This window comes from uncultured Reyranella sp., assembly GCF_945957355.1.
Classification (GTDB): Bacteria; Pseudomonadota; Alphaproteobacteria; order Reyranellales; family Reyranellaceae; genus Reyranella.
On the sequence record NZ_CAMFKM010000026.1, the window covers coordinates 17817 to 43733 of the forward strand.

The 25917-nt window shown below is 67.5% G+C and carries 25 protein-coding genes; 10 read left to right on the top strand and 15 right to left on the bottom strand.

Features of this window, described 5'->3' with window-relative positions:
- Positions 1-30 precede the first annotated feature (30 nt).
- The 10 genes from pnp to Q0Q48_RS26140 form a co-directional block, all read right to left on the bottom strand.
- Entirely contained in the window at positions 31-2169 is a 2139-nt protein-coding gene (gene pnp, locus Q0Q48_RS26095) for a polyribonucleotide nucleotidyltransferase (RefSeq protein WP_295144838.1), read from the bottom strand.
- A 216-nt stretch (positions 2170-2385) separates the two neighbouring features.
- On the bottom strand, positions 2386-2655 hold the full coding sequence (gene rpsO, locus Q0Q48_RS26100; protein WP_295144842.1) for a 30S ribosomal protein S15: 270 nt from the start codon (positions 2653-2655) through the stop codon (positions 2386-2388).
- A gap of 17 nt (positions 2656-2672) precedes the next feature.
- Entirely contained in the window at positions 2673-3578 is a 906-nt protein-coding gene (gene truB / locus Q0Q48_RS26105) for a tRNA pseudouridine(55) synthase TruB (protein WP_295144845.1), read from the bottom strand.
- A gap of 68 nt (positions 3579-3646) precedes the next feature.
- A complete protein-coding gene (gene rbfA / locus Q0Q48_RS26110) occupies positions 3647-4054 on the bottom strand; it encodes a 30S ribosome-binding factor RbfA (protein WP_295144848.1) in 408 nt (135 codons plus the stop codon).
- Between the two features lie 82 nt (positions 4055-4136).
- Positions 4137-6869, bottom strand: coding sequence for a translation initiation factor IF-2 (infB, locus tag Q0Q48_RS26115; RefSeq protein WP_295144851.1), 2733 nt, complete (start codon positions 6867-6869; stop codon positions 4137-4139).
- A gap of 32 nt (positions 6870-6901) precedes the next feature.
- Positions 6902-7510, bottom strand: a complete 609-nt coding sequence (locus Q0Q48_RS26120) for an RNA-binding protein (protein WP_295144854.1) — start codon at positions 7508-7510, stop codon at positions 6902-6904.
- A 32-nt stretch (positions 7511-7542) separates the two neighbouring features.
- Positions 7543-9081 (bottom strand): transcription termination factor NusA, encoded by a 1539-nt coding sequence (nusA, locus tag Q0Q48_RS26125; protein WP_295144856.1) that lies wholly within the window; start codon positions 9079-9081, stop codon positions 7543-7545.
- 36 nt (positions 9082-9117) lie between these two features.
- Positions 9118-9627, bottom strand: coding sequence for a ribosome maturation factor RimP (rimP, locus tag Q0Q48_RS26130; protein ID WP_295144859.1), 510 nt, complete (start codon positions 9625-9627; stop codon positions 9118-9120).
- A 207-nt stretch (positions 9628-9834) separates the two neighbouring features.
- Positions 9835-10563 (bottom strand): tRNA (guanosine(46)-N7)-methyltransferase TrmB, encoded by a 729-nt coding sequence (trmB, locus tag Q0Q48_RS26135; protein ID WP_295144861.1) that lies wholly within the window; start codon positions 10561-10563, stop codon positions 9835-9837.
- Positions 10564-10582: 19 nt separating this feature from the next.
- Positions 10583-12127 carry an acetolactate synthase large subunit gene (locus Q0Q48_RS26140; protein WP_295144864.1) on the bottom strand — a complete coding sequence of 515 codons (1545 nt, stop codon included), beginning with the start codon at positions 12125-12127 and terminating at the stop codon, positions 10583-10585.
- A gap of 179 nt (positions 12128-12306) precedes the next feature.
- Here Q0Q48_RS26140 and Q0Q48_RS26145 point away from each other — a divergent pair, with 179 nt between their 5' ends.
- The gene (locus Q0Q48_RS26145) at positions 12307-12738 is read left to right on the top strand and encodes a hypothetical protein (protein WP_295144867.1); all 432 of its coding nucleotides are present in this window, start codon (positions 12307-12309) and stop codon (positions 12736-12738) included.
- Between the two features lie 6 nt (positions 12739-12744).
- Here the strand turns inward: Q0Q48_RS26145 and Q0Q48_RS26150 are convergent, their stop codons facing one another.
- Positions 12745-13938: a M20 aminoacylase family protein gene (locus Q0Q48_RS26150; protein WP_295144870.1), complete on the bottom strand. Its 1194-nt coding sequence runs from the start codon at positions 13936-13938 to the stop codon at positions 12745-12747.
- A gap of 128 nt (positions 13939-14066) precedes the next feature.
- On the opposite strand from Q0Q48_RS26150, the gene Q0Q48_RS26155 reads away from it, so the two are divergent.
- The 4 genes from Q0Q48_RS26155 (at position 14067) to Q0Q48_RS26170 (ending at position 16922) form a co-directional block, all read left to right on the top strand.
- Entirely contained in the window at positions 14067-14873 is an 807-nt protein-coding gene (locus Q0Q48_RS26155; protein ID WP_295144873.1) for a glutathione S-transferase family protein, read from the top strand.
- 73 nt (positions 14874-14946) lie between these two features.
- Positions 14947-15675, top strand: coding sequence for a 1-(5-phosphoribosyl)-5-[(5-phosphoribosylamino)methylideneamino]imidazole-4-carboxamide isomerase (hisA, locus tag Q0Q48_RS26160; protein WP_295144876.1), 729 nt, complete (start codon positions 14947-14949; stop codon positions 15673-15675).
- Between the two features lie 7 nt (positions 15676-15682).
- Complete coding sequence (gene hisF / locus Q0Q48_RS26165; protein WP_295144879.1) at positions 15683-16456, top strand: imidazole glycerol phosphate synthase subunit HisF; 774 nt, start codon at positions 15683-15685, stop codon at positions 16454-16456.
- A gap of 91 nt (positions 16457-16547) precedes the next feature.
- A complete protein-coding gene (locus Q0Q48_RS26170; protein WP_295144881.1) occupies positions 16548-16922 on the top strand; it encodes a phosphoribosyl-ATP diphosphatase in 375 nt (124 codons plus the stop codon).
- A 24-nt stretch (positions 16923-16946) separates the two neighbouring features.
- Here Q0Q48_RS26170 and Q0Q48_RS26175 read toward each other — a convergent pair whose 3' ends face one another.
- Genes Q0Q48_RS26175 through Q0Q48_RS26190 form a run of 4 tightly spaced genes read right to left on the bottom strand, consistent with a single transcriptional unit; the run spans position 16947 to position 21536 of the window.
- The gene (locus Q0Q48_RS26175; protein ID WP_295144883.1) at positions 16947-17798 is read right to left on the bottom strand and encodes a hypothetical protein; all 852 of its coding nucleotides are present in this window, start codon (positions 17796-17798) and stop codon (positions 16947-16949) included.
- Positions 17795-18463, bottom strand: coding sequence for an ABC transporter ATP-binding protein (locus Q0Q48_RS26180; protein ID WP_295144886.1), 669 nt, complete (start codon positions 18461-18463; stop codon positions 17795-17797). The genes Q0Q48_RS26175 and Q0Q48_RS26180 overlap by 4 nt, the downstream gene beginning before the upstream one ends.
- 2 nt (positions 18464-18465) lie before the next feature.
- Positions 18466-19689 carry an ABC transporter permease gene (locus tag Q0Q48_RS26185; protein ID WP_295144888.1) on the bottom strand — a complete coding sequence of 408 codons (1224 nt, stop codon included), beginning with the start codon at positions 19687-19689 and terminating at the stop codon, positions 18466-18468.
- Positions 19690-19700: 11 nt separating this feature from the next.
- On the bottom strand, positions 19701-21536 hold the full coding sequence (locus Q0Q48_RS26190; RefSeq protein ID WP_295144891.1) for a hypothetical protein: 1836 nt from the start codon (positions 21534-21536) through the stop codon (positions 19701-19703).
- Positions 21537-21666: 130 nt separating this feature from the next.
- Between Q0Q48_RS26190 and Q0Q48_RS26195 the strand changes: the two genes are divergently transcribed.
- From Q0Q48_RS26195 to Q0Q48_RS26215, 5 genes are all read left to right on the top strand, one after another.
- Positions 21667-22365, top strand: coding sequence for a hypothetical protein (locus tag Q0Q48_RS26195; protein ID WP_295144894.1), 699 nt, complete (start codon positions 21667-21669; stop codon positions 22363-22365).
- 92 nt (positions 22366-22457) lie between these two features.
- The gene (locus tag Q0Q48_RS26200; RefSeq protein ID WP_295144896.1) at positions 22458-22865 is read left to right on the top strand and encodes a histidine triad nucleotide-binding protein; all 408 of its coding nucleotides are present in this window, start codon (positions 22458-22460) and stop codon (positions 22863-22865) included.
- Complete coding sequence (locus Q0Q48_RS26205) at positions 22862-23911, top strand: alpha/beta fold hydrolase (RefSeq protein ID WP_295144899.1); 1050 nt, start codon at positions 22862-22864, stop codon at positions 23909-23911. Before Q0Q48_RS26200 ends, Q0Q48_RS26205 begins: the two co-directional genes overlap by 4 nt.
- 47 nt (positions 23912-23958) lie before the next feature.
- Positions 23959-24825, top strand: coding sequence for a TauD/TfdA family dioxygenase (locus Q0Q48_RS26210; protein ID WP_295144900.1), 867 nt, complete (start codon positions 23959-23961; stop codon positions 24823-24825).
- A 25-nt stretch (positions 24826-24850) separates the two neighbouring features.
- Positions 24851-25917, top strand: a 1067-nt coding sequence (locus Q0Q48_RS26215) for an FAD-binding oxidoreductase (RefSeq protein ID WP_295144902.1), incomplete at its 3' end; no start/stop codon positions are given.

Consider the following 25917-nt stretch of genomic DNA (forward strand, 5'->3'; position numbering starts at 1 on the left):
CCGCCGTTTCCGTTACCGATAGGGGGATGTTTACTCGCCGCCGGCGGGAGAGGCTTCGACCGGCTTGTTCGAGATGTCCTCGCCGGTCTCCTGGTCCACCACCTTCATCGAGAGGCGGACCTTGCCGCGGTCGTCGACGCCCAGGACCTTGACCTTGACCTGGTCGCCTTCCTTGATGACGTCCGTCACCTTGGCGACGCGGCGCGGCGCCAGTTCCGAGATGTGCACGAGGCCGTCGCGCGCACCGAGGAAGTTCACGAAGGCGCCGAACTCGACGGTCTTCACGACCTTGCCGGTGTAGATCACGCCGACTTCCGGCTCGGCCACGATGCCCTTGATCCAGTCGATGGCGCGCTGGCCGGCCTTGGCGTCGACCGCCGCGACCTTGATCGTGCCGTCGTCCTCGATGTCGATCTTGGTGCCGGTCTGCTCGGTGATCTCGCGGATCACCTTGCCGCCCGTGCCGATCACTTCGCGGATCTTGTCCTTGGGGATCGTGAACTGCGTGATGCGCGGCGCCGTCGAGGCGACGCCCTCACGCGCGCCGCCCAGACCCTTGGCCATCTCGCCCAGGATGTGGATGCGGCCGTCCTTCGCCTGACCCAGAGCGACCTTCATGATCTCCTCGGTGATCGAGGTGATCTTGATGTCCATCTGCAGCGAGGTGATGCCCTTCTCCGTGCCGGCAACCTTGAAGTCCATGTCGCCGAGGTGATCCTCGTCGCCCAGGATGTCCGACAGGACGGCGTAGCGGTCGCCTTCCTTGATCAGGCCCATGGCGATGCCCGCCACCGGACGCTCCATCGGCACGCCGGCATCCATCAGCGCCAGCGAACCGCCGCAGACCGAGGCCATCGAGGAGGAGCCGTTCGACTCGGTGATCTCAGAGACGATGCGGATCGTGTACGGGAACTTGTCCTTCGACGGCAGCATCGGACGCAGCGCGCGCCACGCGAGCTTGCCGTGGCCGATCTCGCGACGGCCGGGCGAGCCCATGCGGCGGACTTCACCCACCGAGTAGGGAGGGAAGTTGTAGTGCAGCATGAAGTGCTCGCGGTACTCGCCCTCGAGCGCGTCGATGATCTGCTCGTCCTGGCCGGTGCCGAGCGTGGTCACGACCAGCGCCTGGGTCTCGCCGCGGGTGAACAGCGAGGAGCCGTGGGCGCGCGGCAGGATGCCGACCTCGGCCACGATCGGACGAACGGTCTTGGTGTCGCGGCCGTCGATGCGCTTGCCGGTGTCGAGGATGGCGTTGCGCACGACGTCGGCCTCGAGGTTGCCGAACTGCTCGCCGAACGCGGCCAGCGCGGCCTCGTCACCCTCGAACAGCTTCTTGGCCTCGGCCTTCACTTCGCCGATCTTGGCCTGGCGGGCCTGCTTCTGGGTCTCGGCGAACGCCTCGACCAGCTTGGTCCGCATCTCGGCCTTGAGCTTCTCCGACACGGTCTTCGACGCTTCCGACGGATCGGTGAGCGGCAGCGGCTCCTTGGCGCAGTGTTCGGCCAGCTGGATGATCGCGTCGATCACCGGCTGGAACGAGCGATGGGCTTCCATGACGGCGCCCAGCATAACGTCCTCGGAAAGCTCCTTGGCTTCCGACTCGACCATCAGCACGCCTTCCTTGGTGCCGGCGACGACGAGGTCGAGCACGCTGCCTTCCATCTGCGCCCGGGTCGGGTTCACGATGTAGTTGCCGTCGGCATAGCCGACGCGCGCCGCGCCGATCGGGCCCATGAAGGGCACGCCCGAGATCGTGAGCGCGGCCGACGTGGCGACCATCGCCAGGATGTCGGGATCGTTCTCGAGATCGTGGGCCAGCGTCGTGACGACGACCAGCGTCTCGTTGCGATAGCTCTCGTGGAACAGCGGGCGGATCGGGCGATCGATCAGGCGCGAGGTCAGGATCTCCTTCTCGCTGGGACGGCCCTCACGCTTGAAGAAGCCGCCCGGGATCTTGCCTGCCGCGAAGGCCTTCTCCTGGTAGTTCACGGTCAGCGGGAAGAAGTCGAGGCCGGGCTTCGGCTTCTTCTCGAACACGACGGCGGCCAGCACCGTGGTGCCGCCGTAGGTCGCCATGACGGCGCCGTCGGCCTGGCGCGCGATCTTGCCGGTCTCCAGCACGAGCTTGCGCCCGGCCCACTCGACTTCCTTGCGAAAAACTTCAAACATCTCATTCATCCTTTCCGTCACGGTCGCCTGCCCCCGTTTGGCTGCGACCGCCCATCGGCGCCCTTGCGCCGACAGGACCGGGCCAGGCGTTTGCTCTCGCCCCTGCCTTCCCGGTTACTGCGATGTCGCGTCAGACGGCCGAACTCACGGGGACCGACGACGCGACGCGAAAAGGCCCCGTCCCTCAGTTTCGACTGGGAGGACGGGGCCGTTGGATCAGCGACGCAGACCCAGACGCTCGATCAAGGTCTCGTAACGCTTGCTGTCACGCGACTTGAGGTAGTCGAGCAGCCGGCGGCGCTGGCCGACGAGCTTCAGCAGACCACGACGCGAATGATGGTCCTTCGCGTGGCCCTTGAAGTGCTCGGTGAGGTTGGAAATACGCTCGCTGAGGATCGCGACCTGGACTTCCGGCGAACCCGTGTCGCCTTCGGCCTGGGCATACGACTTGATCAGCTCCGCCTTGCGGTCGGCTGTAATCGACATCGGTCATCTCCTGAAAACTAAAGGTTGAACACGCGCACCGGCTGGAGAGCGGCGCCGTCCGAACGGACCAGTGCCACGAGCCTGCTGCCGACTTCGGCGCGAACAAGGGCGCCGGACGGCGGTGCGTCCCGGGTCAAGAACACCGGCTGGCCGTGGCGCAACCGATCCGCTTGGGCTTCCGTCATGGCCAGCGCCGGGATGTCGTCCAGCGCGGTCGCAACGGGAGCCAGGGCCCCGAAGAGCGCGGGAATATGCCCGAGGGCCTCAAGTTTGGAAAGCGAAATGGACCCTTCTTCGCGGAAGGGTCCCACAACCGTCCGGCGCAGGGCCGACAGGTGTCCGACGGTCCCGAGAGCGATCGCCAGGTCGCGCCCGAGGGACCGGATATAGGTGCCCTTGCCGCACTGGACCACGAAATCCGCGTGGTCCCTGTCGGGCCGGCCGACCATCTCCAGCCGCTCGATCAGGACCCGGCGCGACTTCAGTTCGACTGATTCGCCAGCCCGGGCGAGATCATAGGCCCGCTGCCCGTCGATTTTCAGCGCCGAGAAGGCCGGCGGGATCTGCTCGATTTCGCCCAGGAAAGCTGGCAGCGCGGCGCCGATGGTCGAGTCGCCCGGCCGGACATCGCTGGTCGCGGTGACCTCGCCCTCGGCATCCTCGGTCGAGCGGGCTTCACCGAACCGCAGGGTGAACCGGTACTCCTTGCGGGCATCCATGATGAAGGGAACGGTCTTGGTCGCCTCGCCGAGCGCGATCGGCAGGATCCCGCTGGCCAGCGGATCGAGCGTGCCGCCATGCCCCGCCTTTTGCGCGCCGAACAGCCGGCGCACGCGGCTGACCGCCGGGGTCGAGCCCAGCCCGACCGGCTTGTCGAGCACGATCCACCCGTCGACCTTTTCGCCTTTTTTCCTGCGCGCCACCCGTTACCTCGGCCGGTAAACCCACGCATGACGGCGGACGGGCTTCTTTCCGCGCGACGAGCGCGATCTCAATCGTCGTCCTTGATGTCGCGCGCGACGTCGGGCCGGCGCAGCAGCGCGCCGATCTTGTCGGCCTCGTCGAAGGTGCGGTCGATCTCGAAACGGATCTCCGGGGCGCTGCGCAGTCCCGCCTTCTCGCTGACCCGGCCGCGGAACCACGGCGCCGCGCGCCGAAGGGCGGCGAGCAGCCGCTCCTGGTCCTCGCCGCCCAGCGGCATGACGAAGGCCGTGGCGTTGCGCAGGTCGGGACTGATGTCGACCGACGTCACGGTGATCGAGGCGTCGCGCAGATCGGGATCGCGCATGTTGCCGCGCTCCAGCAGCTCGGCCAGCAGATGACGAATCTCCTCGCCGACACGCAGCTGACGCTGGCCGGGAGCGCGATGTTCCTTGTCGGATGAGCGACGCCGCGACATGGCGTTACCTCTTATCTCTCTCCTCCCCGCTCAAACGGGGAGGTGACCATGCGTCCTCCCCCGAAAACGGGGGAGGCAATCACTACAACGTCGGCTGGACCTGCTCGACGTCGAAGCATTCGACGATGTCGCCGACCTTCATGTCTTCGTAGTTCTCGAAGGCCATGCCGCATTCGAAGCCATGCTGCACTTCCTTCACTTCGTCCTTGAAGCGGCGCAGGCTCTTCAGCGTGCCCTCGTGGATCACGATATTGTCGCGCAACAGGCGAACCTTGTTGCCACGCGTGACCTTGCCGTCGGTGACCATGCAACCGGCGACATTGCCGGACTTGGTGACCTTGAAGACTTCGCGGATCTGCGCATTGCCGACCAGCGTCTCCTTGTAGGTCGGGTCGAGAAGGCCGACCATCAGGGCCTGCATGTCCTCGGTCACCTTGTAGATGATCGAGTAGTAGCGGATGTCGACCTTGTCGCGCTTGGCGATCTCGCGCGCCTGCGGGTTCGCACGCACGTTGAAGCCGATGATCAGCGCACCCGATGCCTTGGCCAGCGTCATGTCGGCTTCACTGATGCCGCCGACGCCGCTGTAGACGACACGGGTGATGACCTTCTCCGTGCCGAGGCGCCCCAGCGCTCCGGCCAGCGCTTCGGCCGAGCCCTGCACGTCCGCCTTGATCAGCACCGGCAGTTCCTTGGCCGTGCCCTCGCGGATGCCCTTGATCATCTCCTCGAGGGTGCCGCGGCCGCCCGCGGCACGCGCCAGCTCGAGCTGGCGATCGCGACGGGCGCGGAAGTCGGAGATCTCGCGCGCACGGGCTTCGCTCTCGACGACGTGGAATTCGTCGCCCGCCTGCGGCGTGCCGGCAAGACCCAGCACTTCGACCGGGAAGGCCGGACCCGCATGCTCCACGGCCTGGCCGTGATCGTCGACGAGACGGCGCACGCGGCCCCAGACGGAGCCAGCCACCAGGATGTCGCCGACCTTCAGCGTGCCGCGCTGCACCAGCACCGTGGCAACCGAGCCGCGGCCCGGATCGAGCTTGGCTTCGATCACCACGCCGTCGGCGGCGCGGTCGGGATTGGCCCTCAGTTCGAGCACTTCGGCCTGCAGCAGGATGGCTTCCTCGAGCTTGTCGAGGTTCATCCGCTTGGTCGCCGAGACCTCGATCGACTGGACGTCGCCGCCCAGCGCCTCGACCTGGATCTCCTCGCGCAGCAGCTCGTTATGGACGCGGCTCGCATCCGCGCCCGGCTTGTCCATCTTGTTGACGGCCACGATGATCGGCACGCCCGCCGCCTTGGCGTGGGCGATCGCCTCCTTGGTCTGCGGCATGACGCCGTCGTCGCCGGCCACGACCAGCACGACGATGTCCGTCACCTTGGCGCCGCGGGCGCGCATGGCGGTGAACGCCTCGTGGCCCGGCGTGTCGAGGAAGGTGATCTTCTGACCCGAAGGCAGGGTCACCTGATAGGCGCCGATATGCTGCGTGATGCCGCCGGCTTCGTGTGCCGCCACGTCGGTGGCGCGCAGCGCGTCGAGCAGCGAGGTCTTGCCGTGATCGACATGGCCCATGATCGTGACGACCGGCGGACGCGGAGCCAGCGCCTCGTCGGCGTCGGGAACATCGGCCAGGCCGGTCTCGACGTCGCCTTCGGTGACGCGCTTGGAACGGTGGCCCATCTCCGTCACGACCAGCTCGGCCGTGTCGGCGTCGATCGCCTGGTTGATGGTCGCCATCACGCCCATGCGCATCAGCGTCTTGATGACGTCCGCGCCGCGCTCGGACATGCGCGAGGCGAGGTCCTGGACGGTGATCGTCTCGGGAATCGTGACTTCGCGATAGACCTTCTGCTGCGGCTCGCTGCCGAACTGCTGGCGACGCTCGCGCTCCAGGCGGCGGCGCTGCTGCGCCACCGACCGGCTGCGGAAATCGTTCTCGCCCGCAACCGCGCGGCCGACGTCGACCTTGTCGTTGCGGCGCTTGGGTGCCTCGCGACGAGCGCCCGTCGGCTGTGCCGGACGCTTGATGACCACTGGCATCCGCGGCGGCGGACGGCTTGCCGGGGACGGGGCCGGCCGGCGAATCGGCGTGGCCGGGGCCGCGGGTGCGGGAGCCATGGGCGGCGGTGCCGGACGGGCGGTGATCTCCTGCGCCTGACGGGCGATCGGCGTTTCCGGCGCCGCCGTCGAAGCCTGGTCGAGGCGCTTCTGCACGAGCGCGTCGGCCTTGCGCTTGGCGTCTTCCTCGGACTTCTTGCGCGCTTCTTCCTCGGCGAGGCGCTTGCGATGCTCCTCCTCGGCCTTCTGGCGCGCCTCTTCCTCGATCGCGCGACGGCTCGCCTCCTCGGCGGCGCGCTTGCGCGCGATCTCGGCGTCGCGGTTGGCGTCGACCAGGGCGCGGGCGCGCGCTTCCTTCTCTTCCTCGGTCAGGGTGCGCAGCACGATGCCGCGACCGCCGGGCCGCACGGGCCCCGGGGCACGGCCAGATCCGGATCCGCCGGGCGGGCTGCCGCCACCGCTTCGCAGGTTCAGGGTGCGGCCGGTCGGTGCGGCGGGAGCGGCCGCAGGCTTCGGCGGCGTGGGCGCCGGAGCGGGTGCCGGCGCGGGCGCAGCCGCGGCGGGCGCAGCCGGCGTGGCGGGCGTCGTCCCCGCGCGCTTCACCGGCTTCTTGACCTCGACCGTCACCGCGCGCGTACGCCCGTGCGAAAACTTCTGGCGCACCTGCGTCGCGTCTGCCTTCGACGCCGCGCCGGTGCGCGTGGTCGAGAGGGTCAGCGGCTTGGTCGTCTTGTTCTGTTCGTTCTGTTCCGTCATGTCGGCTGTTGTCCTTGGTCCGCTCCGGCCCGTCAACCGGCGCCGTTCAGCCGGAAGCCACGCCAGCGCGCCGCTCCGACAGAAATTCGTTCAATGAAGGCCCCGCCCGCATCATCGCGCGCGATCGCCACGTAGACCGCCTGTTCGCGGCCGAAGATTCCGCCCAGCGCGGCCGCATCGCCCAGCCGCTCGAGCGGCAGGCCAGTCGCCCGCAGCTTCTGCAGCCCATCACCTTCGGCCTCGTCTGCAACGACGATAAGCCCTGCCTGTCCGCGGCCGATCATCTGCTCGACCTTCACGAAGCCCGCAACCGCACGCCCGGCGCGGCGCGCCCGGCCGAGATCGGCCAAGGCTCTTTCGAGCAGCAGCCGCTCGACCCGGTCCACGAGCTCCGCCGACGCCTTGACCGGCGCCCGCGCAGCCCTCGAGAACAGCTTCTTCTCGACTGCTCGTTCGAGCGCCGCACGCTCGGCCCGCACCCACATGCCGCGTCCCGGAAGCTGCCGCGCCAGATCGGGCACGACCTCACCCTCCGGACCGACGACGAACCGGATCATCTTCTCCGGCGCACCCGCCTCGCCCGTCGCGATGCAGGTGCGCACCGGGGCGGGAGGGGGAGCCGGGAGATGGGGTTCCGTCATGTCGAAGGCAAGGTCCAAGGGCGTCTTCTCCGTCAGGCCTTCGCCGCTTCGTCGGCCGGAGCGGCCTCGTCGGCGAACCAGTGCTCGCGCGCCTTCATGATGATGGCGTTGGCAGCGTCGTTATCCATGGCGCTTTCGCCCACGATCTCGCGCAGCTCGTCGGAGGCCAGGTCGGCCAGGTCGTCGAGCGTCTTCACGCCCGCCTCGCCCAGCGCCACCACCATCGGCAGGGTCAGGCCCTCGGCATTGGCCACGTCCTCGGCGACGCCCAGCGACGCCAGGCGCTCGGCCAGCTCGGCGTCGCGCTTCTCGAGATATTCGCGGCCGCGCCGCTGCAGCTCGGTGGCGATCTCCTCGTCGAAGCCCTCGACCGTGGCCAGGTCCTCGACCGCGGCCTCGGAAACGTCCTCGACCGTTGCGTAGCCCTCGGCGACCAGCAGGTGGGCGATCACGTCGTCGACATCGAGCGTGGCCTTGAAGAGCTCGGTGCGCTCGCGCGTGTCCTTCTGGCGGCGCTCGCTCTCCTCGGTCTCGGTCATGATGTCGATTTCCCAGCCGGTGAGCTGGGACGCGAGCTTGACGTTCTGGCCGCGGCGGCCGATCGCCAGGCTGAGCTGGTCGTCGGGAACCACGACCTCGGTCTTGTTCTTCTCCTCGTCCATCAGCACCTTGCTGACCTCGGCGGGGGCCAGTGCGTTGACGATGAAGTTGGCCGTGTCGCTCGACCAGGGAATGATGTCGACCTTCTCGCCCTGCAGCTCCTGCACGACGGCCTGGACGCGGCTGCCGCGCATGCCGACGCAGGCGCCGATCGGGTCGATCGAGCTGTCGTGGCTCAGCACGGCGATCTTTGCGCGGCTGCCGGGATCGCGGGCGACCGCCTTGATCTCGATGATGTTGTCGTAGATCTCGGGCACTTCCTGCGTGAACAGCTTGGCCATGAACTGCGGATGGCTGCGCGACAGGAAGATCTGCGGGCCGCGCGGCTCCTCGCGAACGTCGAAGATGTAGGCGCGCACCCGGTCGTTCACGCGCAGGGATTCACGCGGGATCGTCTCGTCGCGGCGGATCACGCCTTCGGCGCGCTGCAGGTCGACGGTGATGTTGCCGTAGTCGACGCGCTTGACGACGCCCGACACGATCTCGCCGATGCGGTCCTTGAATTCCTCGTACTGGCGCTTGCGCTCGCTCTCGCGCATGCGCTGCGTGATGACCTGCTTGGCGGTCTGGGCGGCGACACGGCCGAAGTCGATCGGCGGCAGCTCGTCGGTCAGGAAGTCACCGACCTGCGCCTCCGGATTGCGACGCTGGGCGTCGGCCACCGACACCTGCGTGTTCTCGTTCTCGATCACGTCGGAGACCTGCATGTAGCGCAGCAGCTTGATCTCGCCGGTCTTGCGGTCGATCTCGGCGCGGATGTCGTGCTCCAGCCCGTACTTGGCACGGCCGGACTTCTGGATGGCCTGCTCCATCGCCTCGAGCACTTCCTCGCGCTCGATGCCCTTTTCGCGGGCGACCATGTCGGCCACCTGCAGCATTTCGAGGCGCGGGATATCGGCTGTCGTCGCCATGTCTCTTCCCTCTTCCTTAAGCTCTAGCCAGTCCGTTCAGTGGGTCTGCCCGGCCGCCCCCTCGGCGGCCAGGCGGTGTTCTTCGATCAGGCGGTCGGTCAGTTCGAGCTTGGCGCGCGTGACCGCCTCGAGCGGCACCGCGGCTTCCTTGCCGTCGTCGAGGCGCAGCCGCACCAGCCCGTCCTCGAGGCCGAGCAGCGTTCCCTTGAAGCGCCGCCGTCCCTCGACCGGCAGCGCGGTCTCGAGGCGGGCGACGTGACCCGCCCAGCGGGCATAATCCTTCGGCCGGGTGAGCGGACGGTCGATGCCGGGCGAGCTCACTTCCAGCGTGTAGGCTTCGGTGATCGGATCCTCGACGTCCAGCACGGCCGAAACCGCGCGCGACACGGTCGCGCAATCCTCGACATCCAGCGGCCTTCCGTCGGCGGGCTCGATCATGATCTGCAGGGTCCCGCCCTTGCTCATGGCGACACGAACCAGCTCGAAGCCCATGCCGACGATCGTCGGGGCAACGATGTCTTCGATTCGACGCAGCAGATCGGTCACGCGGGCGGCACTTCTCGACGATTGGGGGCGGCGGGAATGGGCCAAATGAAAAGAGCGGGTTTGCGGCCCACTCTTTTTCTTTGGTTCATCCCGTGAACCCGATGAGGATGCCGCGCATATAGGCTTCCTCCTGCCGACTGGCAAGGGATTCCAGCACCCTCTATGGGGGGACCTGACCTACCCTCTACATATAGTGGCAACGTTCCGTCAGCGACGCCGCAGCCGCAGGAAGACCGGCTTGTGGCCGGCCAGCATCTTCTGCTCGTAGCGCGTGCCGGGCCAGTCGGCGGGGCGCGCGCGCCAGTCGGCGGGACCTTCGGCCAGCCATTCGAAGTCGTCATGGCGGCAGGCGTGCTCGACCATCCAGGGCAGGTAGCTCGGATCGTCGGTGGCCAGGCGCAGCTCGGCGCCTTGCCTCATCAGGCGCGCCAGCACGTCGAGGTTGGAACGCTGCACGAAGCGGCGCTTGTGGTGGCGCGTCTTGGGCCACGGATCGGGAAACAGCACGAAGGCGCGCGACAGCGACCGCGGCGACAGCGCCTGCATCACGAAGCGGGCGTCGTCGGTGAACAGGCGGACGTTCGACACGCCCGTCCGCTCGATGTGCGCCAGGCACTTGGCCACGCCGTTGATGTAGGGCTCGCAGCCGATCAGGCCGACGTTCGGATGCTGTTCGGCCTGCCAGACGAGATGCTCGCCGGCGCCGAAGCCGACCTCCAGCCAGACGCCGTCCGGCGGCAGCGCCCCGCCGAAAAGGCGCGCGAGATCGAGCTTCGCGGCGCTTTCGGCGACCTCGTTGTCGGGTGTGACGATGGGTTCGGCCGGCAGGGCGACTTCGAGGCGAGGCAGCAGCGTGTCGAGCAGCGACTGCTGCCCGGCCCGCAGTTTCTTGCCCCGTCGACGGCCATGCAGCGTGCGTCGGCGGGCTTCTTCCATGATGCTTCCCGGGAGATCCCTACATGATCACGTCGATGAGGTACGGACCCTTGTGCGCCATGGCGTAGGTGAGCTGCTTGGTGAGCTCATCCAGGTTGGTCGCCTTGCCGCTGGCCACGCCCATGCCCTTCGCCAGGTCGGTGAACTGCAGGGTCGGACGGTCGAGGGTCAGCATGTCGATGGCGCGCGGGCCGGGGTTGGCGGCGCCGACATCGGCCAGCTGGCTGTACAGGATGTTGTAGGAGCGGTTCGAGAAGATCATCACGCAGACGTCGAGATTCTCGCGCGCCATCGTCCACAGCGACTGGATCGTGTACATCGCCGAGCCGTCGCCGATCATGCAGATGACCTTGCGGTCAGGGCATGCGACGGCCGCGCCGACCGCGACGGGACCGCCGAAGCCGATCGAGCCGCCCATGTTGTTCAGCCAGTCGTGCGGCGGGGCGCCGGCGCTGAACGGGAAGAAGCCGCGGCCCGTGGTGACCGACTCGTCGACCACGATGGCGCCTTCCGGCATCGTCGCGCCCAGCGCCTGGCCGAGGCCGTCGAGCGTGAACTTGCCGGTCGGACGCTCCGGGCGGCTCGGCTGGGCGATGCCCTCCGGCTTCACGTTCATCGCATCGAGTTCCATCGCCAGCGCCTCGAGCGAGCCGATCGGATCGCCCTCGACCGGGCAGAGCGTGGAGATCTCGCAATCGTCCGGCGACAGGACCGACGGCTTGCCGGGATAGGCGAAGAAGGCGAACGGGGCCTTGGCGCCGCACAGCACCATCTGCTTGGTGCCCTTGAGCTGGGCCAGCGCATTCTCGACCACGAAATGCAGGCGCAGCACCGGAATGCGGCCGGCGCCGCGCTCGATGCGCGCGGTGCCGCCGGCGCCCTGCACCTTGCAGCCGGTCTTGGCGGCGATCTTGCCGGCCAGTTCGAGGCCGCGGGCGCGCAGCGCCCGGCCGCCGATGAACAGCATGGCGCCCGGCATCTTCAGTGCCTTGGCCGCGGCCACGACCGTCTCCTGGGAGGGCTTGGCCGGCGCCGGCGCCGCCGGCGTCTCGGCCACGCCATCGGCTTCGCCCCAGGCGGTGTCGGCCGGCAGGATCAGGGTCGCGATCTGGCCCGGCGCGACATTCGCGGCCTGGATCGCCAGAGCGCCATCGGCCGCCACCGTCTTGGAGGTCGGCGAGGTCTTCACCCAGTGCGAGAACGGGCGCGCGATGCCTTCGATGTCGGCGGTGAGCGGCGTGTCGTACTTGATGTGGTAGAGCGCGTGCTCGCCCACGATGTTGACCACGCCCGAGCCCGCCTTCTTGGCGTTGTGCAGGTTGGCCGCCGCGTTGGCGAGGCCGGGTCCGAGATGCAGCAGGGTCGAGGCCGGCTTGTCCGTCATGCGGTAGTAGCCGTCGGCCGCACCGGAGCAGACGCCTTCGAACAGGCCGAGCACGCAGCGCATGCCCTCGACCCGGTCGAGCGCGCCGACGAAGTGCATTTCCGAGGTGCCAGGATTGGCGAAACAGACCTCGACGCCGCCCTTGACCAAGGTGCGGACCAGACTTTCAGCTCCGTTCATCGATTTCCCCAAACGCGAATGATTCAAAATCCGCGGCACCCTAGGCCACTCGCGCCGTTAACCCAAGGCTCTGCAATCGCCGCAGAATTCCGTGTTTCGATTGTTCTCTCTTTATTCTCAAGAGCTTGTTTGCTACATTTGAAGCATTATTTGAATTCTTAAGTACGAAAGACTTTTCCATGAGCCATTCGGATGCCTCCGACAGCTCGGCCGACCCGCTTTTCGTCGTCGGCGCCGACCTCGTCGAATTCGACCGCAGCGACCTGCCGATCTACGCCACCCCCGCCTCGCGCTGGGCGGACGCCGGCGTGGACGCCGTATCCTACGGGGCGCCCCTCGACCGGTTGTTTGGCGAGCCCGGCGAGATCTTCGTCGACGGTGTCCCGGGTGCTGCTGCCGGTTCGCTTCCCCTGATGAGCGAGGACACGCTGGTGGTCCTCAGCGATCTGTCCGACGGCGTGATGCTGCCTGCGGCGGACCAGTCCCCCGCGATGCACGAGAGTGCGGCGATCTACGATTTCGCCGCCGACGCCCATGTCGTCCTGCACGTCCAGAACGGCATGACCTGGGACCAGACCGATGCCGGGTGGTCTTTCGACCACCACGGCTGATCCGGACTAGGCAGCGTCGCCCAGCTCGAGCTGGACGAGGTTCATCCAGTAGGCCGCGCCGGTCGTCAGGATCTGGTCGTTGAAGTCGTACAGCGGCGAATGCACGTTCTGGCAGCCGCCTTCGCCGGCGCCGCCATTGCCGATCATGATGTAGGCGCCCGGCTTCTTCTCCAGCATGAAGGCGAAGTCCTCCGCGCCCGCGAGCGGTGACGTGTTCGCCTCGACATGATCGCGGCCGACCGTCAGCGCCGCGGCCTCGACGGCGACCGCGGTCTGCTCGGCGGCATTGACCAGCGCCGGATAGCGGCGGTGGTACTTGGAGATCGCCTCGCAGCCGCCCGCCTGGGCAATGCCCGCCGCGACCTCGGCCAGCCGCCGCTCCAGCAGGTTGCGTACGTCGGCCGAGAAGCTGCGGGCGGTGCCGCGGATCAGCACTTCAGACGGGATCACGTTGGGCGAACCGGGCGTGCCGGCCGCGATGTGGCCGACGCTCAGCACCGCGGCCTGGCTCGACGGCACGTTGCGGCCGACGATGCCCTGAACCGCGACGACGAATTGCGCCGCCACGAAAGTCGGGTCGGTGCCGCGATCGGGCATGGCGCCGTGGCCGCCGGTGCCCTTGAACACGACTTCCCAGCTGTCGGACGAGGCCAGCATCGCGCCGGTGCGGATGGCGAAGTGGCCGACCGGGAAGCCCGGCATGTTGTGCATGCCGTAGACCACGTCGCAGGGGAACTTCTCGAACAGCCCTTCCTCGATCATCACGCGCGCGCCGCCGAGACCTTCCTCGGCGGGCTGGAAGATGAAGTGAACCGTCCCGGCGAAGTCCGGTGCCGCCGCGAGCCGGCGGGCCGCGCCCAGCAGCATCGTCGTGTGCCCGTCATGGCCGCAGGCATGCATCTTGTTCGGAATCGACGACGCGTAGTCGAAGGCGTTCTTCTCCTGCAGGTGCAGCGCATCCATGTCGGCACGCAGCCCGATCGTCTTCTGGCCCGGGCGGTTGCCCTTCAGGGTGCCGACGACACCGGTCGTGGCCAGGCCACGATGGACCTTGAGGCCCCACGAGGTGAGCTTGTCGGCCACGATCTGCGCGGTCCGCTCCTCCTCGAACGCGGTTTCGGGATGGCGATGGATGTCGCGGCGGATGGCGGTGAGATCGGCCAGGTCGCCGGCGAGAAGATCGGGTGTGTAACGGGTCATGACCGGAGACTAGCGTCGGCGGTCGCAAAAGAAAATGCGACGCCGGTTGCGCCAAGCGGGCTTGCCGCGCGGTTGTGCGCGCGGCCGACGTCCTGCACAGTTCGCTCCTTCATCCCGGGTGAATGGTCATGACAGAGTCCGCCACGCTCTCCGGAGCAAGACCCCGCCTCTATCAGACGCCATCCTCCTACTATTCGATGATCGCGCGGCTGGCGCTCGCCGAAGGTGGCATCGCGTACGAACGGGTCTTCGTCGACATCCATTTCAGGATGAGCCAGCAGCAGCCGGACTACGTGCGACTCAATCCGGGCATGACCGTGCCGACGCTGGTGCTGGCCGACCGGGTCCTGGTCGAGAGCCGCGACATCGCAGAGTTTGCGCTCGGCGCCGCGACCGACGCCGAGACGAAGGCCTGGGTCGACCTCCACTATGGCTATCCGATCGAGGAACTGACGTTCGGCGGCATCCTCGCCCGCAATCCGCTGGCGCGGATCATGATCCCGAAACGGCTGGACGCGGCTCGCCGGCAGCTGCTCGCCCACGCCGCGCGAAATCCCGATCTCGCGTCCATCTACGAAGCGCGCGCCAAGGTGTTCGCTGGGCGGATCAAGGCGTTCGAACCGGACGCCGTCGTGGCGCTTTCGCAGCGGCGCCGCGCTGAAGCGATCGGGTTCATGGACCGGCTCGAGCAAACGCTGCGTGACGGCCGCCCGGTGCTGGCCCCGCCAGTCTATGGCGTCGCCGACGTCGTCTGGACGGTGTTCCTGGGACGCATGGAGTTTGCCGGTCTCGGTGACGAGATCCCACGGCGCCCGGCGCTCGCGCGCTACTGGACCGCCATGCAGTCGCGCCCCAGCTTTGCCGCGGCCGATATCTGGACGAAGTTCCACATTGGCCGCCTGATCGGCGGCATCCTGGGTATCGGCAGGGGCTGAGCACGCGGATCGCCCCGCGCGGGTCGATCGGGGGGTGGCGCCTGCGGGCGCAACGCGCTAAAGCCGCGCCGCCATGATCCTGTTCCCCGCGATCGACCTCAAGGACGGCAAGTGCGTGCGCCTTCTCCGCGGCGACATGCAGCGCGCCACGGTGTTCAACGACAGCCCGGCCGCCCAGGCCAAGGTTTTCGCCAATGCGGGCTGCGAGTGGCTGCACCTGGTCGACCTCAACGGTGCTGTCGAGGGCCATCCCGTCAACCGGGCGGCGGTCGAGAGCATCCTGAAGGACGTCGAGGTCCCGACCCAGCTGGGCGGCGGAATCCGCACCATCGAGAGCATCTCGCAGTGGTTCGATGCCGGCGTGCAGCGGATCATCCTGGGCACCATCGCCGTCAAGGAACCGGGCCTGGTGAAGGCCGCCTGCAAGCAGTGGCCGGGCCGCATCGCGGTCGGCATCGACGCCCGCGACGGAATGGTCGCCGTCGATGGCTGGACGAAGCAGAGCACGGTGCGCGCGCTCGACCTCGCGCTGCGCTTCGAGGATGCCGGCGTCTCGGCCATCATCTACACCGACATCGACCGCGACGGCGCCATGGGCGGCGTCAATGTCGACGCCACGGTCACCCTCGCCCAGCATCTCACGACACCGGTCATCGCCTCGGGCGGCGTCAGCTCGCTCGACGATCTGCGAGAGCTCAAGCCGACCGAGGAATTCGGCATCGTCGGGGCCATCGTCGGCCGCGCGCTTTATGACGGCCGCGTGACGGTGCCGGATGCGATCCGCATCCTGAAAGGCGAGTAGCGGCCCCATGCTGAAGATCCGCATCATCCCCTGCCTCGACGTGAAGGACGGGAGGGTCGTGAAAGGCGTGCAGTTCGTCGGCCTGCGCGACGCCGGCGACCCGGTCGAGCAGGCGCGCATCTACGATGCCGCCGGCGCCGACGAGCTCACCTTCCTCGACATCACGGCCAGCCACGAGAACCGCGACACCATCCTGGACGTCGTCGGCCGCACCGCCGAGCAGTGTTTCATGCCGCTCACCGTGGGCGGTGGCGTGCGCCAGGTCGAGGATATCCGCCGCCTGCTGCTGGCCGGCGCCGACAAGGTCTCGATCAACTCGGCCGCCGTGGCACGGCCCGAGTTCGTGCGCGAGGCCGCCGAAAAATACGGTGACCAGTGCATCGTCGTCGCGATCGACGCACGCAACACCGGCCCCGGCAAATGGGAAGTCTTCACCCATGGCGGCCGCAAGGGCACCGGCCTCGACGCCATCGAGTGGGCACGCCGCATGGCGGAGTCGGGGGCGGGCGAGATCCTGCTCACCTCGATGGACCGCGACGGTACGAAGTCGGGTTTCGATCTCGAGCTGACTCGCGCGGTTTCGGATGCCGTGCCGGTACCGGTCGTAGCCTCGGGTGGCGTCGGCACGCTCGATCACCTGGTCGATGGCGTCACGAAGGGCGGCGCCTCGGCGGTGCTCGCCGCCTCGATCTTCCACTTCGGCGAATTCACCATCGCGCAGGCGAAGGAACATCTCGCACGCGCCGGCGTTCCGGTACGACAAATCTCGCGCGCGGCATGATTTTGGCGTAAAATCATCACGGCGCCCGTCCAAGAGGCGTAGTGAAGTTTTCGATCGCCCGCCTGAAGGGCGGCGACGGAGTTCCCCTCGGATGGCGAAGAAGAAGAAAGCCAAGAAGGCACAGCGGCCAGGCATCGTCACGATCGACGAGCACGTGCTGGATCGCCTGTATCTCGTGATCGACAGCCGCAAGGGCGCCGACCCGGAGACCTCCTACACCGCCCGCCTGTTCAGCCGCGGCCGCCAGCAGATCGCCAAGAAGCTGGGCGAGGAAGCGGTCGAGGCGCTGATCGAGGGCATCCAGGGCGACAAGCCCAAGCTGATCGCCGAAAGCGCCGACATGCTCTACCACCTCCTCACCCTGTGGGCCGCCGTCGGCGTGAAGCCCAAGTCGGTGTGGGACGAACTCGCCCGCCGCGAAGGCCTGTCCGGCATCGCCGAGAAGGCCAGCCGCAAGCGGACCTGAGCCATCGCCTTCGGCCGCACCGCGTCAATGCGGCGGCATCGGGATGAAGAGCGGCGGCGTGCGCGTCGACTTGCTGCGCGCCTTGATCTCCTCGTCGTTGGCGCCGTGCGGCTTCAGGTACACGTAATAAGGCGTACGCCGCTCCACCACGTCGTTGCCCGGCTGGGCCTTCTCGCTGACCAGCAGGTCGGACTGGATGCGGACATGCATGTAGCCCGGGATCAGCTCCGCCCAGTTCTGGACGTCGGGCGTGAAGATGACGTCGAACGAGTAGCCGTCCACGACCTTCACGACACCCCAGCTCACGCCCTCGGCCGGGCGTGACGGCACCTGCTGCCAGGCCATGCCAGCCTGCACGTAGACCGCCACGGCATTCAGCATGACGTAGAGCGGACCCTTCGGGCTGACGTTCTGCAGAAAAAGGGTCATCCGGTAGGACTTGCCGTCGGGCTCGTAGGAAATCCCCTTGAGCTCGACATAGAGCGAGCGCGTCGCGGTGTTCTCGAGCAGCAGCCGCGCCTGACGCGCCTCCCGGAGCGCCCGCGCCTGGTACAGGCCCACGCCGGCATCGACCGCGAACCCCGTCAGCAGAAGCATGACGATCCCCACCAGCACCGGCGACCGCCAGAGATCGAACCGGCGCCCGAGCTTCACGGCGACGCTGGCCTGAACATCGCGCTTGCGCGGCGCGGCCTCGCGAAGCTCGTTGAGCAGGCCGCCCTGCGCCTGTGGCGCCTCGACCGGTGCTGCGGCTCCCAGGCGGCGGCGCAGCACGCGCACTTCGGACTGGGCGGCACCGAGCTGGCGGCGCAGATCGGCGATCAGCGCATCCTTGTCCTGCCCGGGCGCCCCGGGATCGGTGGGAGCACCGCTCATGCGACGATCGTGCCGTGGGCGATATGCACGATCTGCTGGGCCTGCTCCGCCAGCGCCAGATTGTGCGTGACCAGGATCAGCGTCGTGCCGCGCTCGCGGTTGACCGCCAGCAGCTCGTCCATGATCTCGATCTCGGTCTGCTCGTCGAGGTCCGAGGTCGGCTCGTCGGCCAGGATGAGCGCCGGCTCGTTGATCAGCGCGCGCGCGATCACCGCCCGTCGCTGCTCGCCGGCCGAAACCTCCGACGGATAGGCGTCGAGATGGTCGCCCAGTCCCATCTGGCCGAGCAGCGAAGCTGCCCGGGCATAGGTCGCGGACGATTTGCCGCCGCCGCCCAGCATCGCCGGCAGGGCGACGTTGTCGACCAGGCGCAGGGTCGGCAGCAGGCTCGCGAACTGGAAGACGTAGCCGATGCGCCTGTTGCGAAACGCCGCCAGCTGGTTCTCCGAAAGGTTCCAGATGTCGGTGCCGTCCACTGTCACCTGGCCCCGCGACGGCCGGCTGAGACCGCCGATCATCGCCATCAGCGACGACTTGCCGGACCCCGATCGCCCGATGATGGCGGCATACCGCCCGGCCGCGATCTCGAGGTCGATGCCAGCGACAGCCGCCACCTCGCCGCGTTCGGTGACATAGTCCTTGCGCAGGCCGCGGCAGCTGAGCATCGCTAGCCGTCCTCCCGCACGAGATCGTAGGGATCGCGACGGCTGGCGCGCCAGGCGGGATAGAGCGAGCCGAGGGCACCGATGATCGAGGCCATCACGACCGCCGCCACCGCGACGGCCACGATGCGCGGCCCGTCGAGCCAGACGAAGGGCACGCCGATATTCTCCAAGTAATAGACCAGCGAGCGCTCGTAGAGACGCATCACGAGCACGCCCAGCGCCACCCCCAGTACGCCACCGGCGCCGGTGGCGATGACGGCTTCGATGACCATCATGCCGACGAGCTGGCCGCGCCGCGCGCCGATCGCCTTGAGAAGACCGAGCTCGCCGCGCCGTTCGGTAACGATCGCCGAGAAGAGGACGCTCACCATCAGCGCGGTGCTGGCGAACATCAGCACCATCAGCGCGAGGATGCCGTTCAGCAGCGCGGCCAGCCCCTGGCGGATGCCGCTCATGGTCGAATCGCCGGTCACGACCTTGACGCCCTTGAGGGTCGAGAGGATGGCGAAGCGCGCCTGCAGTGGCGTGGCGCCCGGCGCCAGTTCGACGAGGAAGCCGCTTACCTTGCCCTTCTGCAGGACGGCGGGCGGGCCGCCGCCATGGCCGTGCCCATGACCATGAATTGAGCCGGCCAAGGCTTCGAGCGTGTCGAAGGTCATGAAGACGCCACGCTCGTGCGTGCCGACGCCCGTCTTGCCCAGCCGGCCGTAAACCGTGTGCGCCTTGCCGAAAATCAGCAGCTCCGAACCCAGCGCCGCATCGCGCGCGGCGCCCAGGATGACGTCGCCGGGCCTCATGTCCCGGTTGATCTTCTCGACGAGCCAGGGGCGCACCGTGAAGTCCAGCGCCGGATCGAAGCCGATGAGATCGACCGAATCGTGATGGCTGCCGATGCCCGAATGTTCGACGCGCGCGATCTTCTGGGGGGCGGCGCGGCCGACGCTGGCGATGCCGGCTTTGGCAAACAGGTCCTGGTCGAGCACCAGATCGGTCGGCTCGACGGTGAGCAGCGCCGCGGTGATGTTGGTGAGCGCGCCCTCGGGCACCACCATCATGTCGGCGCCCAGTCGCGTGAAACCCACCGCCATGCTGCTGTCGATGCTGCGCATCAGGGTCGCGCCGGTGAACACGACCCCGCTGGCCACGGCGACCGCCATGATCAGCAGGAGGCTGCGCGCCTTGCGGCGTCCGAGATTCTGCAGCGCCAGGCTGGCCAGCAGCCTCAAAGCGTGCCCACTCAGAGCGTACAGGAGCGCGTGTGCTTCATGTGCTCCAGCCTGGTCGGGATGATCACGCAGTCATGATGTCCGCCGTTGCTCGGCAGGATGCCGATCAGGGTGTCGGTGGAGGTGTCGATGACCGAGATGCCGCTCGACTGCCGCTGGAAGCCGCTGAACGGCGTCAGCACGTACTTGCCATCGTAGGTGATGGCCGGCGTCTGCAGGTCGGGTCCGATGCCCTGGATCTCCTTCTGGATGGTCCATGTCCTGGTGTCGATCACCATGATGCCGCTGTAGGCCGGCGAGGGATGCAGGATGGACAGGTAGAGCTTCGAACTGTCCATCGAGAAGACCATGTGGAACGGGTTCGGATACTTGCCGCGCCACAGCGGATCCTCGACATGCGCGATCTTGCGCCACTTGGTCGGATCGGGATCCTCGCAGGAAAAGATCGAGCAGTTGTTTTCCCGCAGGTTGTTCATCATGACGAGGAACCTGCCGTCGGGCGAGAAGCCGATCTCGTGTCCCGGCGAGTGGATCTTGTCGAACACGACCTGCCACGTATCCTTGTCGATCTGCTCGACCTTGTACTGGTCCTGCGAATCCTTGTTGAACTGCAGGAAGGCCGCCGGCTCGAAGTTCTTCTCAGGGTCCAGGATGCAGATGCCGCCGCACAGGCGCACGACCGTCGCGGCCCAGCGGCCCTCGGGATGCCAGACCGTGCCGTCGGCGCCGGTGAGCGTCAGCGGCGCCTCGCCGGGCAGCGAGCCCTCCTCGACGAACAGCTCGCCCATCGGCACCATTTCCCAGTCGATCTTGTTGCCCTTGGTGCCGCGGTAATTGTAGAGGCCCGTCTTCTCGTCGGGGTAGATTTTCTTGATCGTGAGCGTGCCGCCCTTGATCCAGGCCTCGCGCAACTCCGGCACGTTGGGCGTCCAGTCGAACTTGAGAGCGGCCTTGACGTTCGAGGTGGTGCGATCGAAGCAGGCGGCGATGTCCTTTTGCCCGTCGGTCACGAAATAGGACTGGGCGTCCTTGGGATTGACGGTGACATGCACGCCGAGGCCGAGCCCGGTCGTCTCCGACACGTTCTCGATCATCTGCATCTGCGTGCCGTCGTAGCGCACACGATAGATGTTGGTGCCGCCCGGCACGTTCTCCGCCGTCACGTTGGTGGGAATGCCGTAGATCAGCGAGTTCTGGCCGCCCTGCGTCGAGTTCACGAACTCGAAGCCATGCGTGGGATCCGAACTCGGGAAGGCGCAGAGGTGATGGCTGATCGGATTGTAGTCGCCGTAGTTCCAGTACCAGATCGAACCCAGCACGCGATTGGAGTTGAGGTCGATCGCATAGGTGCCGCCGCCCATCTTGGTCGGTAGCAGCGCCACCCAGTTGCCGAGGCTCTGGCCCCTGATGTCGGCGCGCGAGTCGACGACTTCGCGGGTGATCGGCGATTGCTGCGGGCCGTTGCCGGCCGCTCGGATGATGCCGCTGTCGGAGGAGGAGCCGCCGTTCATCGCGCTGTAGCCCAGCACGGCCACCTCGGCGGCAGCGGCAGTCCCGACGGCGACGTTCAACATCGCGCGCCGGCTCACCTTCGTCTTGACCTTGGGCAGGGCCGCCTGCTCGCGGGCCTTGCGCGTCGCCTGTTCGTGCTTGGCGACGAGATAGGCCTGGAACTCCTCACGGTCCTTCGCGAGGACTTCCTCGTTGCGCTTCAGGAATTCGTCGATCGGATTCCCGGCGACCGGAAGGTTCGCTTCCGTACCTTCTTCGAGCGGGGGGATGAGCGGCGGGACGCTTGCGTCAGGAGAAACCTTGACGGTCGGTATCTCTCGGGTGGGCTCAGTCATCGGCTGCACTCCCCTTTTTTGATGCGCGGAGTCTAAGCACGACTTTCTCGAAAACGCATTCGCAATTTGCAGTCGAGGTCGCTGATTTCGTCCCGCATTGCGAGTAGGCTTCTCCCGAAGGAGTTCGTTGATGGATTACGCCGTCATCATCAGCGCCATCGTGCTCGGCCTCTCCGTGCTCGCCACCGTGGCGAAGTTCCTCGACTGGTTCCTCCATTCCGATCCCAAGACCATGGTGCGGACGCTGCGATGGATGGCGCTGCTGCTCGTGATCGTGGCGATCCCGCTTCTCGTGATGATGATCGTGCGAGAGCAGTATGCCGGCGCGATGCTGCTGGGCGCGGCGATGATCCTCGTGCCGACCTTCCTGAAGTGGCGCGCGATTCTCATCCCGCTTCGCGCCGCCTTCGCACAGCTTCGACCGAAGCCCGCACCTTTTGAGATGCCGCCGGTCTGGCAGGAGCCGGCCCCTGCCGATCCGCGGGCGGTGGAGCATGCGGCTGCCCTTCTGGAAGCCTATTTGAAGCACGCCACGCCGATTCCTTCAGCGCAACGGCACATACCTGCCGCCATAGATGCAAACGACGAAGACGGCATGACGCTGAAGGAGGCGCTCGACGTTCTCGGTCTTCCCGAGGGCGCCAATCTCGGGACCATCCATGCCGCACATCGCCGTCTGATGCGCGGCGCCGACCCTGACGCCGGCGGCTCGCCCTACCTGGCGGCCAGGATCGACGAAGCGCGCGATGTACTCGTGTACGCCCTGCGCTCGCGAGCCCGGTCTGCAGATGCGCCCGCGCCAGGCCGGCCAAGGCTGCTCAAGGGTTGAACGCCGGCCCAAGGGCCTGCGTCCTTTGGGGTTCCGCCGCGGCGAGAAGCTTACCTATATACGAAGCGTCATTGCCCTTCCCGGAGCCCGCCATGTCCGTCGATGCCCCCATGACCGTCGCCTACGATCGCAGCAACGTCTTCGCCCGCATCCTGCGCGGCGAACTGCCCTGCAAGAAGGTCCATGAGGACGAATTCTCGCTGGCCTTCCACGACATCGCGCCGCTGGCGCCGGTGCATGTGCTGGTGATCCCGAAGGGCGAATACGTCAGCCAGGCCGATTTCGGCGCCAAGGCGCCGCCCGAGATGATCGTCGGCTTCTGGCGCGCCGTGTCGAAGGTGGCGCATGATCTCGGCCTCGATCCCGAAGGCTACCGCATCGTTGCCAACCATGGACCCAACGGCGGCCAGCTCGTGTTTCATTTCCATGTCCATATCTTCGGCGGGCGCACGATGAGCCATGCGATGGGCAGCATGCCCAAGCCGGACGACGCCGGTTGATCCGGCGCCGCGCCCTGCTGGCCGCCGGCCTTCTCACGCCCGGCGCGGCCTGGGCGCAAAAGCAGACGCCGCGGCCGCCGGCGGACGGCGGCTGGTACGCCAGGGGCAAGACCAAGGAACAGCCGGTGCGCTTCGCGGGCAAGGGCGGCGTCACGCTGGCCGGCACACTATTGATGCCGCTGTTCAGCGAGATCCAGTACGTGCCGGGCATCGTGCTGGTCGCAGGTAGCGGCCCCACCGACCGCAACGGCAACAATCCGCTGGCGCCCGATCGCATCGACCTGCTGAAGGACATCGCCGAGCTGCTGGCGCGCAACGGCATCGCCTCGCTGCGCTACGACAAGCGCGGCATCGGCCAGTCGACGCCGCGGCCGCGCGGCTCGCTCGAGGAGCAGGAAGCCTTCTTCGCCTGGGACAATTTTGTGGGCGACGTCGAGGCCGCGCATGCCGAGCTGCTGCGCCACGACGAGATCAAACCCTATGCGACCGCCTTGCTGGGTCACAGCGAGGGCGGATTGCTGGCGCTGGCGGCAAGCAAGGCCTTGGCGGCGAAGAAGCTGCATGCGCTGGTGCTGGCCGCCACGCCAGGCCGCCGGCTCGACGAGATCCTGCGGGCGCAGATCGCACGCGATGCGCCGCCGGCGTTGCGCCTGCCGACCGATCGCGCGATCGCCACCATTCTGGAAACCGGCCGCGTGCCCACCAACCTGCCGCCCGAACTGCAACTGCTGTTCCCGCTCTATGCCGGCCCGTTCCTGCAGAAGCTCCTGACCTTCGATCCGGCCGTCTTGCTCGCGGAAAGCCGCATGCCCTGCCTGCTCGTGCAGGGCGGCGCCGACCGGCAGGTCGTCCCGATGGAGGACGTCCAGCCGCTGATCGACGCGCTGCGGACCCGCGGCGTGTCGGGTGAGGCCGTGGTCATTCCCCAGGTCAGTCACAATCTGAAGGCCGTGACCGGTCCGCTCGATCCGGGATTCGCCGGGCCGCTCTCGCCGGCCGTTGCTGCGGCCCTGCTGAAGTGGCTGGTGCCGGCGCTCGGTGCTTGATCGCATTCCGCGGCCGGCCGATCATTGCGGCAAGGATGGAGAGCAACATGGCCGTTACAGTGCGCCCGGTGACCGATGCCGTCGGAGCGGAGATTCTTGGCGTCGACCTTCGCAAGTTCAGCGACGAGGAATTCGCCGCGATCGAGCGCGCCTGGTACGCGCATTCGATGATCCTGCTGCGCGGCCAGCAGCTCAGCGACGAGCATCTGCTGGCCTTCAGCCGCCGCTTCGGCGAACTCGACCCGCCGCCCAACCAGGAGCGCGGGCGCATCAGCCCGCCGGGCTATCCCGACATCTATGTCGTGTCGAACGTGCTCGACCCCAAGGGCGATCCGATCGGCGCGCTGGGCGACGGCGAGGCGGTCTGGCACACCGACATGAGCTATCTCGACGTGCCGCCCGACGCCTCGATGCTCTATTCGCTGGAGATCCCGCCGACCGGCGGCAACACCTGGTTCACCAGCATGCAGGCGGCCTGCGACGCCCTGCCCGCCGACCTGCGGGCGAAGATCGAAGGCCGCCGGGTGAAGCACGACGGCACCTACAATTCCGGCGGCTTCCTGAGGAAGGGCGTGACGCCGACCGACGATCCGATGGTCGCGCCCGGCGCCTGGCATCCGGCGATCCTGCGCCATCCGGTCAACGGCCGGGCCACGCTCTATCTCGGCCGCCGCCGCAACTCCTACGTCGAGGGCTACACGAAGGCCGAATCAGACGCGCTGCTGGAGGAGCTGTGGGCGCATGTCACGCAGCCGCGCTTCATCTACCAGCACGTCTGGAAGGTCGGTGACCTGGTGATGTGGGACAATCGCTCGACCATGCACCGCCGCGATCCGTTCGACAAAGCGGCGCGTCGCATCATGCATCGCACACAGATCAAAGGGACGACGAAGCCGATCGCCTTCGCCGCCTGAAAATGAAGAAACGATCGGAGGAAACATGCGGCGGCAGAAGAAGTTCTATGCCTGGGGTTACGCCGACGAGGACCTGACACCCGACGAAATCAGGCCGTGGGAGGCCGAGATCGCCCAGCGCTACGGCCTCTCCGGTTTCGAGGTGAAGCCGCCGCCCAGGGCCGACGAGATCACCCTGCGCAAGAGCCGGGTCGAGGTGCCGTCGGCGCTGCAGGCCATGGTGCGCACCGATCACCTGACGCGGCTCGAGCACAGCTACGGCAAGGCGGGCTTCGACACGCTGCGCATGTTCATGCGCTCGGTGCCCAACCCGCCCGACGCGGTGGCCTTCCCCGAAAACGAAGAAGATATCGTCAAGGTCCTCGACTGGTGCGACCGCATCGGCGCCAAGGCGATCCCCTATGGCGGCGGCTCGTCGGTGGTGAAGGGCATCGAGCCCTCGGCCGCCTTCGACAAGGTCGTGACGATCTCGACACGCCACATGGACAAGGTGCTGGAGGTCGATGCGGTGAGCCAGGCCGCGCGCATCCAGGGCGGCATCTACGGACCCGCGATCGAGGATGCGCTGCGCGACACGCCCTTCACCATGCGCCACTACATGCAGGCCTATCGCTGCTCGACCCTGGGCGGCTGGATCGCCACCCGCTCGGGCGGCCACTACGCCACGCTCTACACCCACATCGACGATTTCGTGGAAAGCACGCGGGTCGTGACGCCCGCCGGCACCCTGGAGACGCGCCGTCTGCCGGGCTCCGGCGCCGGCCCCAGCCCGGACCGGATGTTCATCGGCTCCGAAGGAATTCTCGGCATCATCACCGAGGCCTGGGTACGCCTGCGCAAGAAGCCGACCTTCCGCGCCTCCGCCAGCGTGCGTTTCCGTGACTTTTACGCCGGTGCCGATGCGGTGCGCGACATCACCCAGGCGGGTCTCTATCCCGCCAACTGCCGCCTGCTGGAGGCGCGCGAGGCGCTGCCCGGCATCCCATGGAGCAACGAGGAGGCCGTGCTGGTGCTGGCCTTCGAATCGCCCGATCATCCGCTCGACGCCTGGATGAAGCGCGCGCTGGAGATCTGCGCCGCCCATGGCGGCGT

Excerpts from the sequence above, each read along its gene's own strand:
- nusA (WP_295144856.1), bottom strand. The coding sequence starts at position 9,081 with ATGGCGACGACAGCCGATATCCCGCGCCTCGAAATGCTGCAGGTGGCC.
- hisF (WP_295144879.1), top strand. The coding sequence starts at position 15,683 with ATGCTGAAGATCCGCATCATCCCCTGCCTCGACGTGAAGGACGGGAGG.
- Q0Q48_RS26140 (WP_295144864.1), bottom strand. The coding sequence starts at position 12,127 with ATGAACGGAGCTGAAAGTCTGGTCCGCACCTTGGTCAAGGGCGGCGTC.
- rbfA (WP_295144848.1), bottom strand. The coding sequence starts at position 4,054 with ATGTCGCGGCGTCGCTCATCCGACAAGGAACATCGCGCTCCCGGCCAG.
- Q0Q48_RS26175 (WP_295144883.1), bottom strand. The coding sequence starts at position 17,798 with ATGAGCGGTGCTCCCACCGATCCCGGGGCGCCCGGGCAGGACAAGGAT.
- Q0Q48_RS26120 (WP_295144854.1), bottom strand. The coding sequence starts at position 7,510 with ATGACGGAACCCCATCTCCCGGCTCCCCCTCCCGCCCCGGTGCGCACC.
- Q0Q48_RS26150 (WP_295144870.1), bottom strand. The coding sequence starts at position 13,938 with ATGACCCGTTACACACCCGATCTTCTCGCCGGCGACCTGGCCGATCTC.
- Q0Q48_RS26180 (WP_295144886.1), bottom strand. The coding sequence starts at position 18,463 with ATGCTCAGCTGCCGCGGCCTGCGCAAGGACTATGTCACCGAACGCGGC.
- Q0Q48_RS26195 (WP_295144894.1), top strand. The coding sequence starts at position 21,667 with ATGGATTACGCCGTCATCATCAGCGCCATCGTGCTCGGCCTCTCCGTG.
- trmB (WP_295144861.1), bottom strand. The coding sequence starts at position 10,563 with ATGGAAGAAGCCCGCCGACGCACGCTGCATGGCCGTCGACGGGGCAAG.
- infB (WP_295144851.1), bottom strand. The coding sequence starts at position 6,869 with ATGACGGAACAGAACGAACAGAACAAGACGACCAAGCCGCTGACCCTC.
- Q0Q48_RS26210 (WP_295144900.1), top strand. The coding sequence starts at position 23,959 with ATGGCCGTTACAGTGCGCCCGGTGACCGATGCCGTCGGAGCGGAGATT.
- pnp (WP_295144838.1), bottom strand. The coding sequence starts at position 2,169 with ATGTTTGAAGTTTTTCGCAAGGAAGTCGAGTGGGCCGGGCGCAAGCTC.
- rpsO (WP_295144842.1), bottom strand. The coding sequence starts at position 2,655 with ATGTCGATTACAGCCGACCGCAAGGCGGAGCTGATCAAGTCGTATGCC.
- Q0Q48_RS26190 (WP_295144891.1), bottom strand. The coding sequence starts at position 21,536 with ATGACTGAGCCCACCCGAGAGATACCGACCGTCAAGGTTTCTCCTGAC.
- Q0Q48_RS26170 (WP_295144881.1), top strand. The coding sequence starts at position 16,548 with ATGGCGAAGAAGAAGAAAGCCAAGAAGGCACAGCGGCCAGGCATCGTC.
- Q0Q48_RS26145 (WP_295144867.1), top strand. The coding sequence starts at position 12,307 with ATGAGCCATTCGGATGCCTCCGACAGCTCGGCCGACCCGCTTTTCGTC.
- Q0Q48_RS26155 (WP_295144873.1), top strand. The coding sequence starts at position 14,067 with ATGACAGAGTCCGCCACGCTCTCCGGAGCAAGACCCCGCCTCTATCAG.
- Q0Q48_RS26200 (WP_295144896.1), top strand. The coding sequence starts at position 22,458 with ATGTCCGTCGATGCCCCCATGACCGTCGCCTACGATCGCAGCAACGTC.
- hisA (WP_295144876.1), top strand. The coding sequence starts at position 14,947 with ATGATCCTGTTCCCCGCGATCGACCTCAAGGACGGCAAGTGCGTGCGC.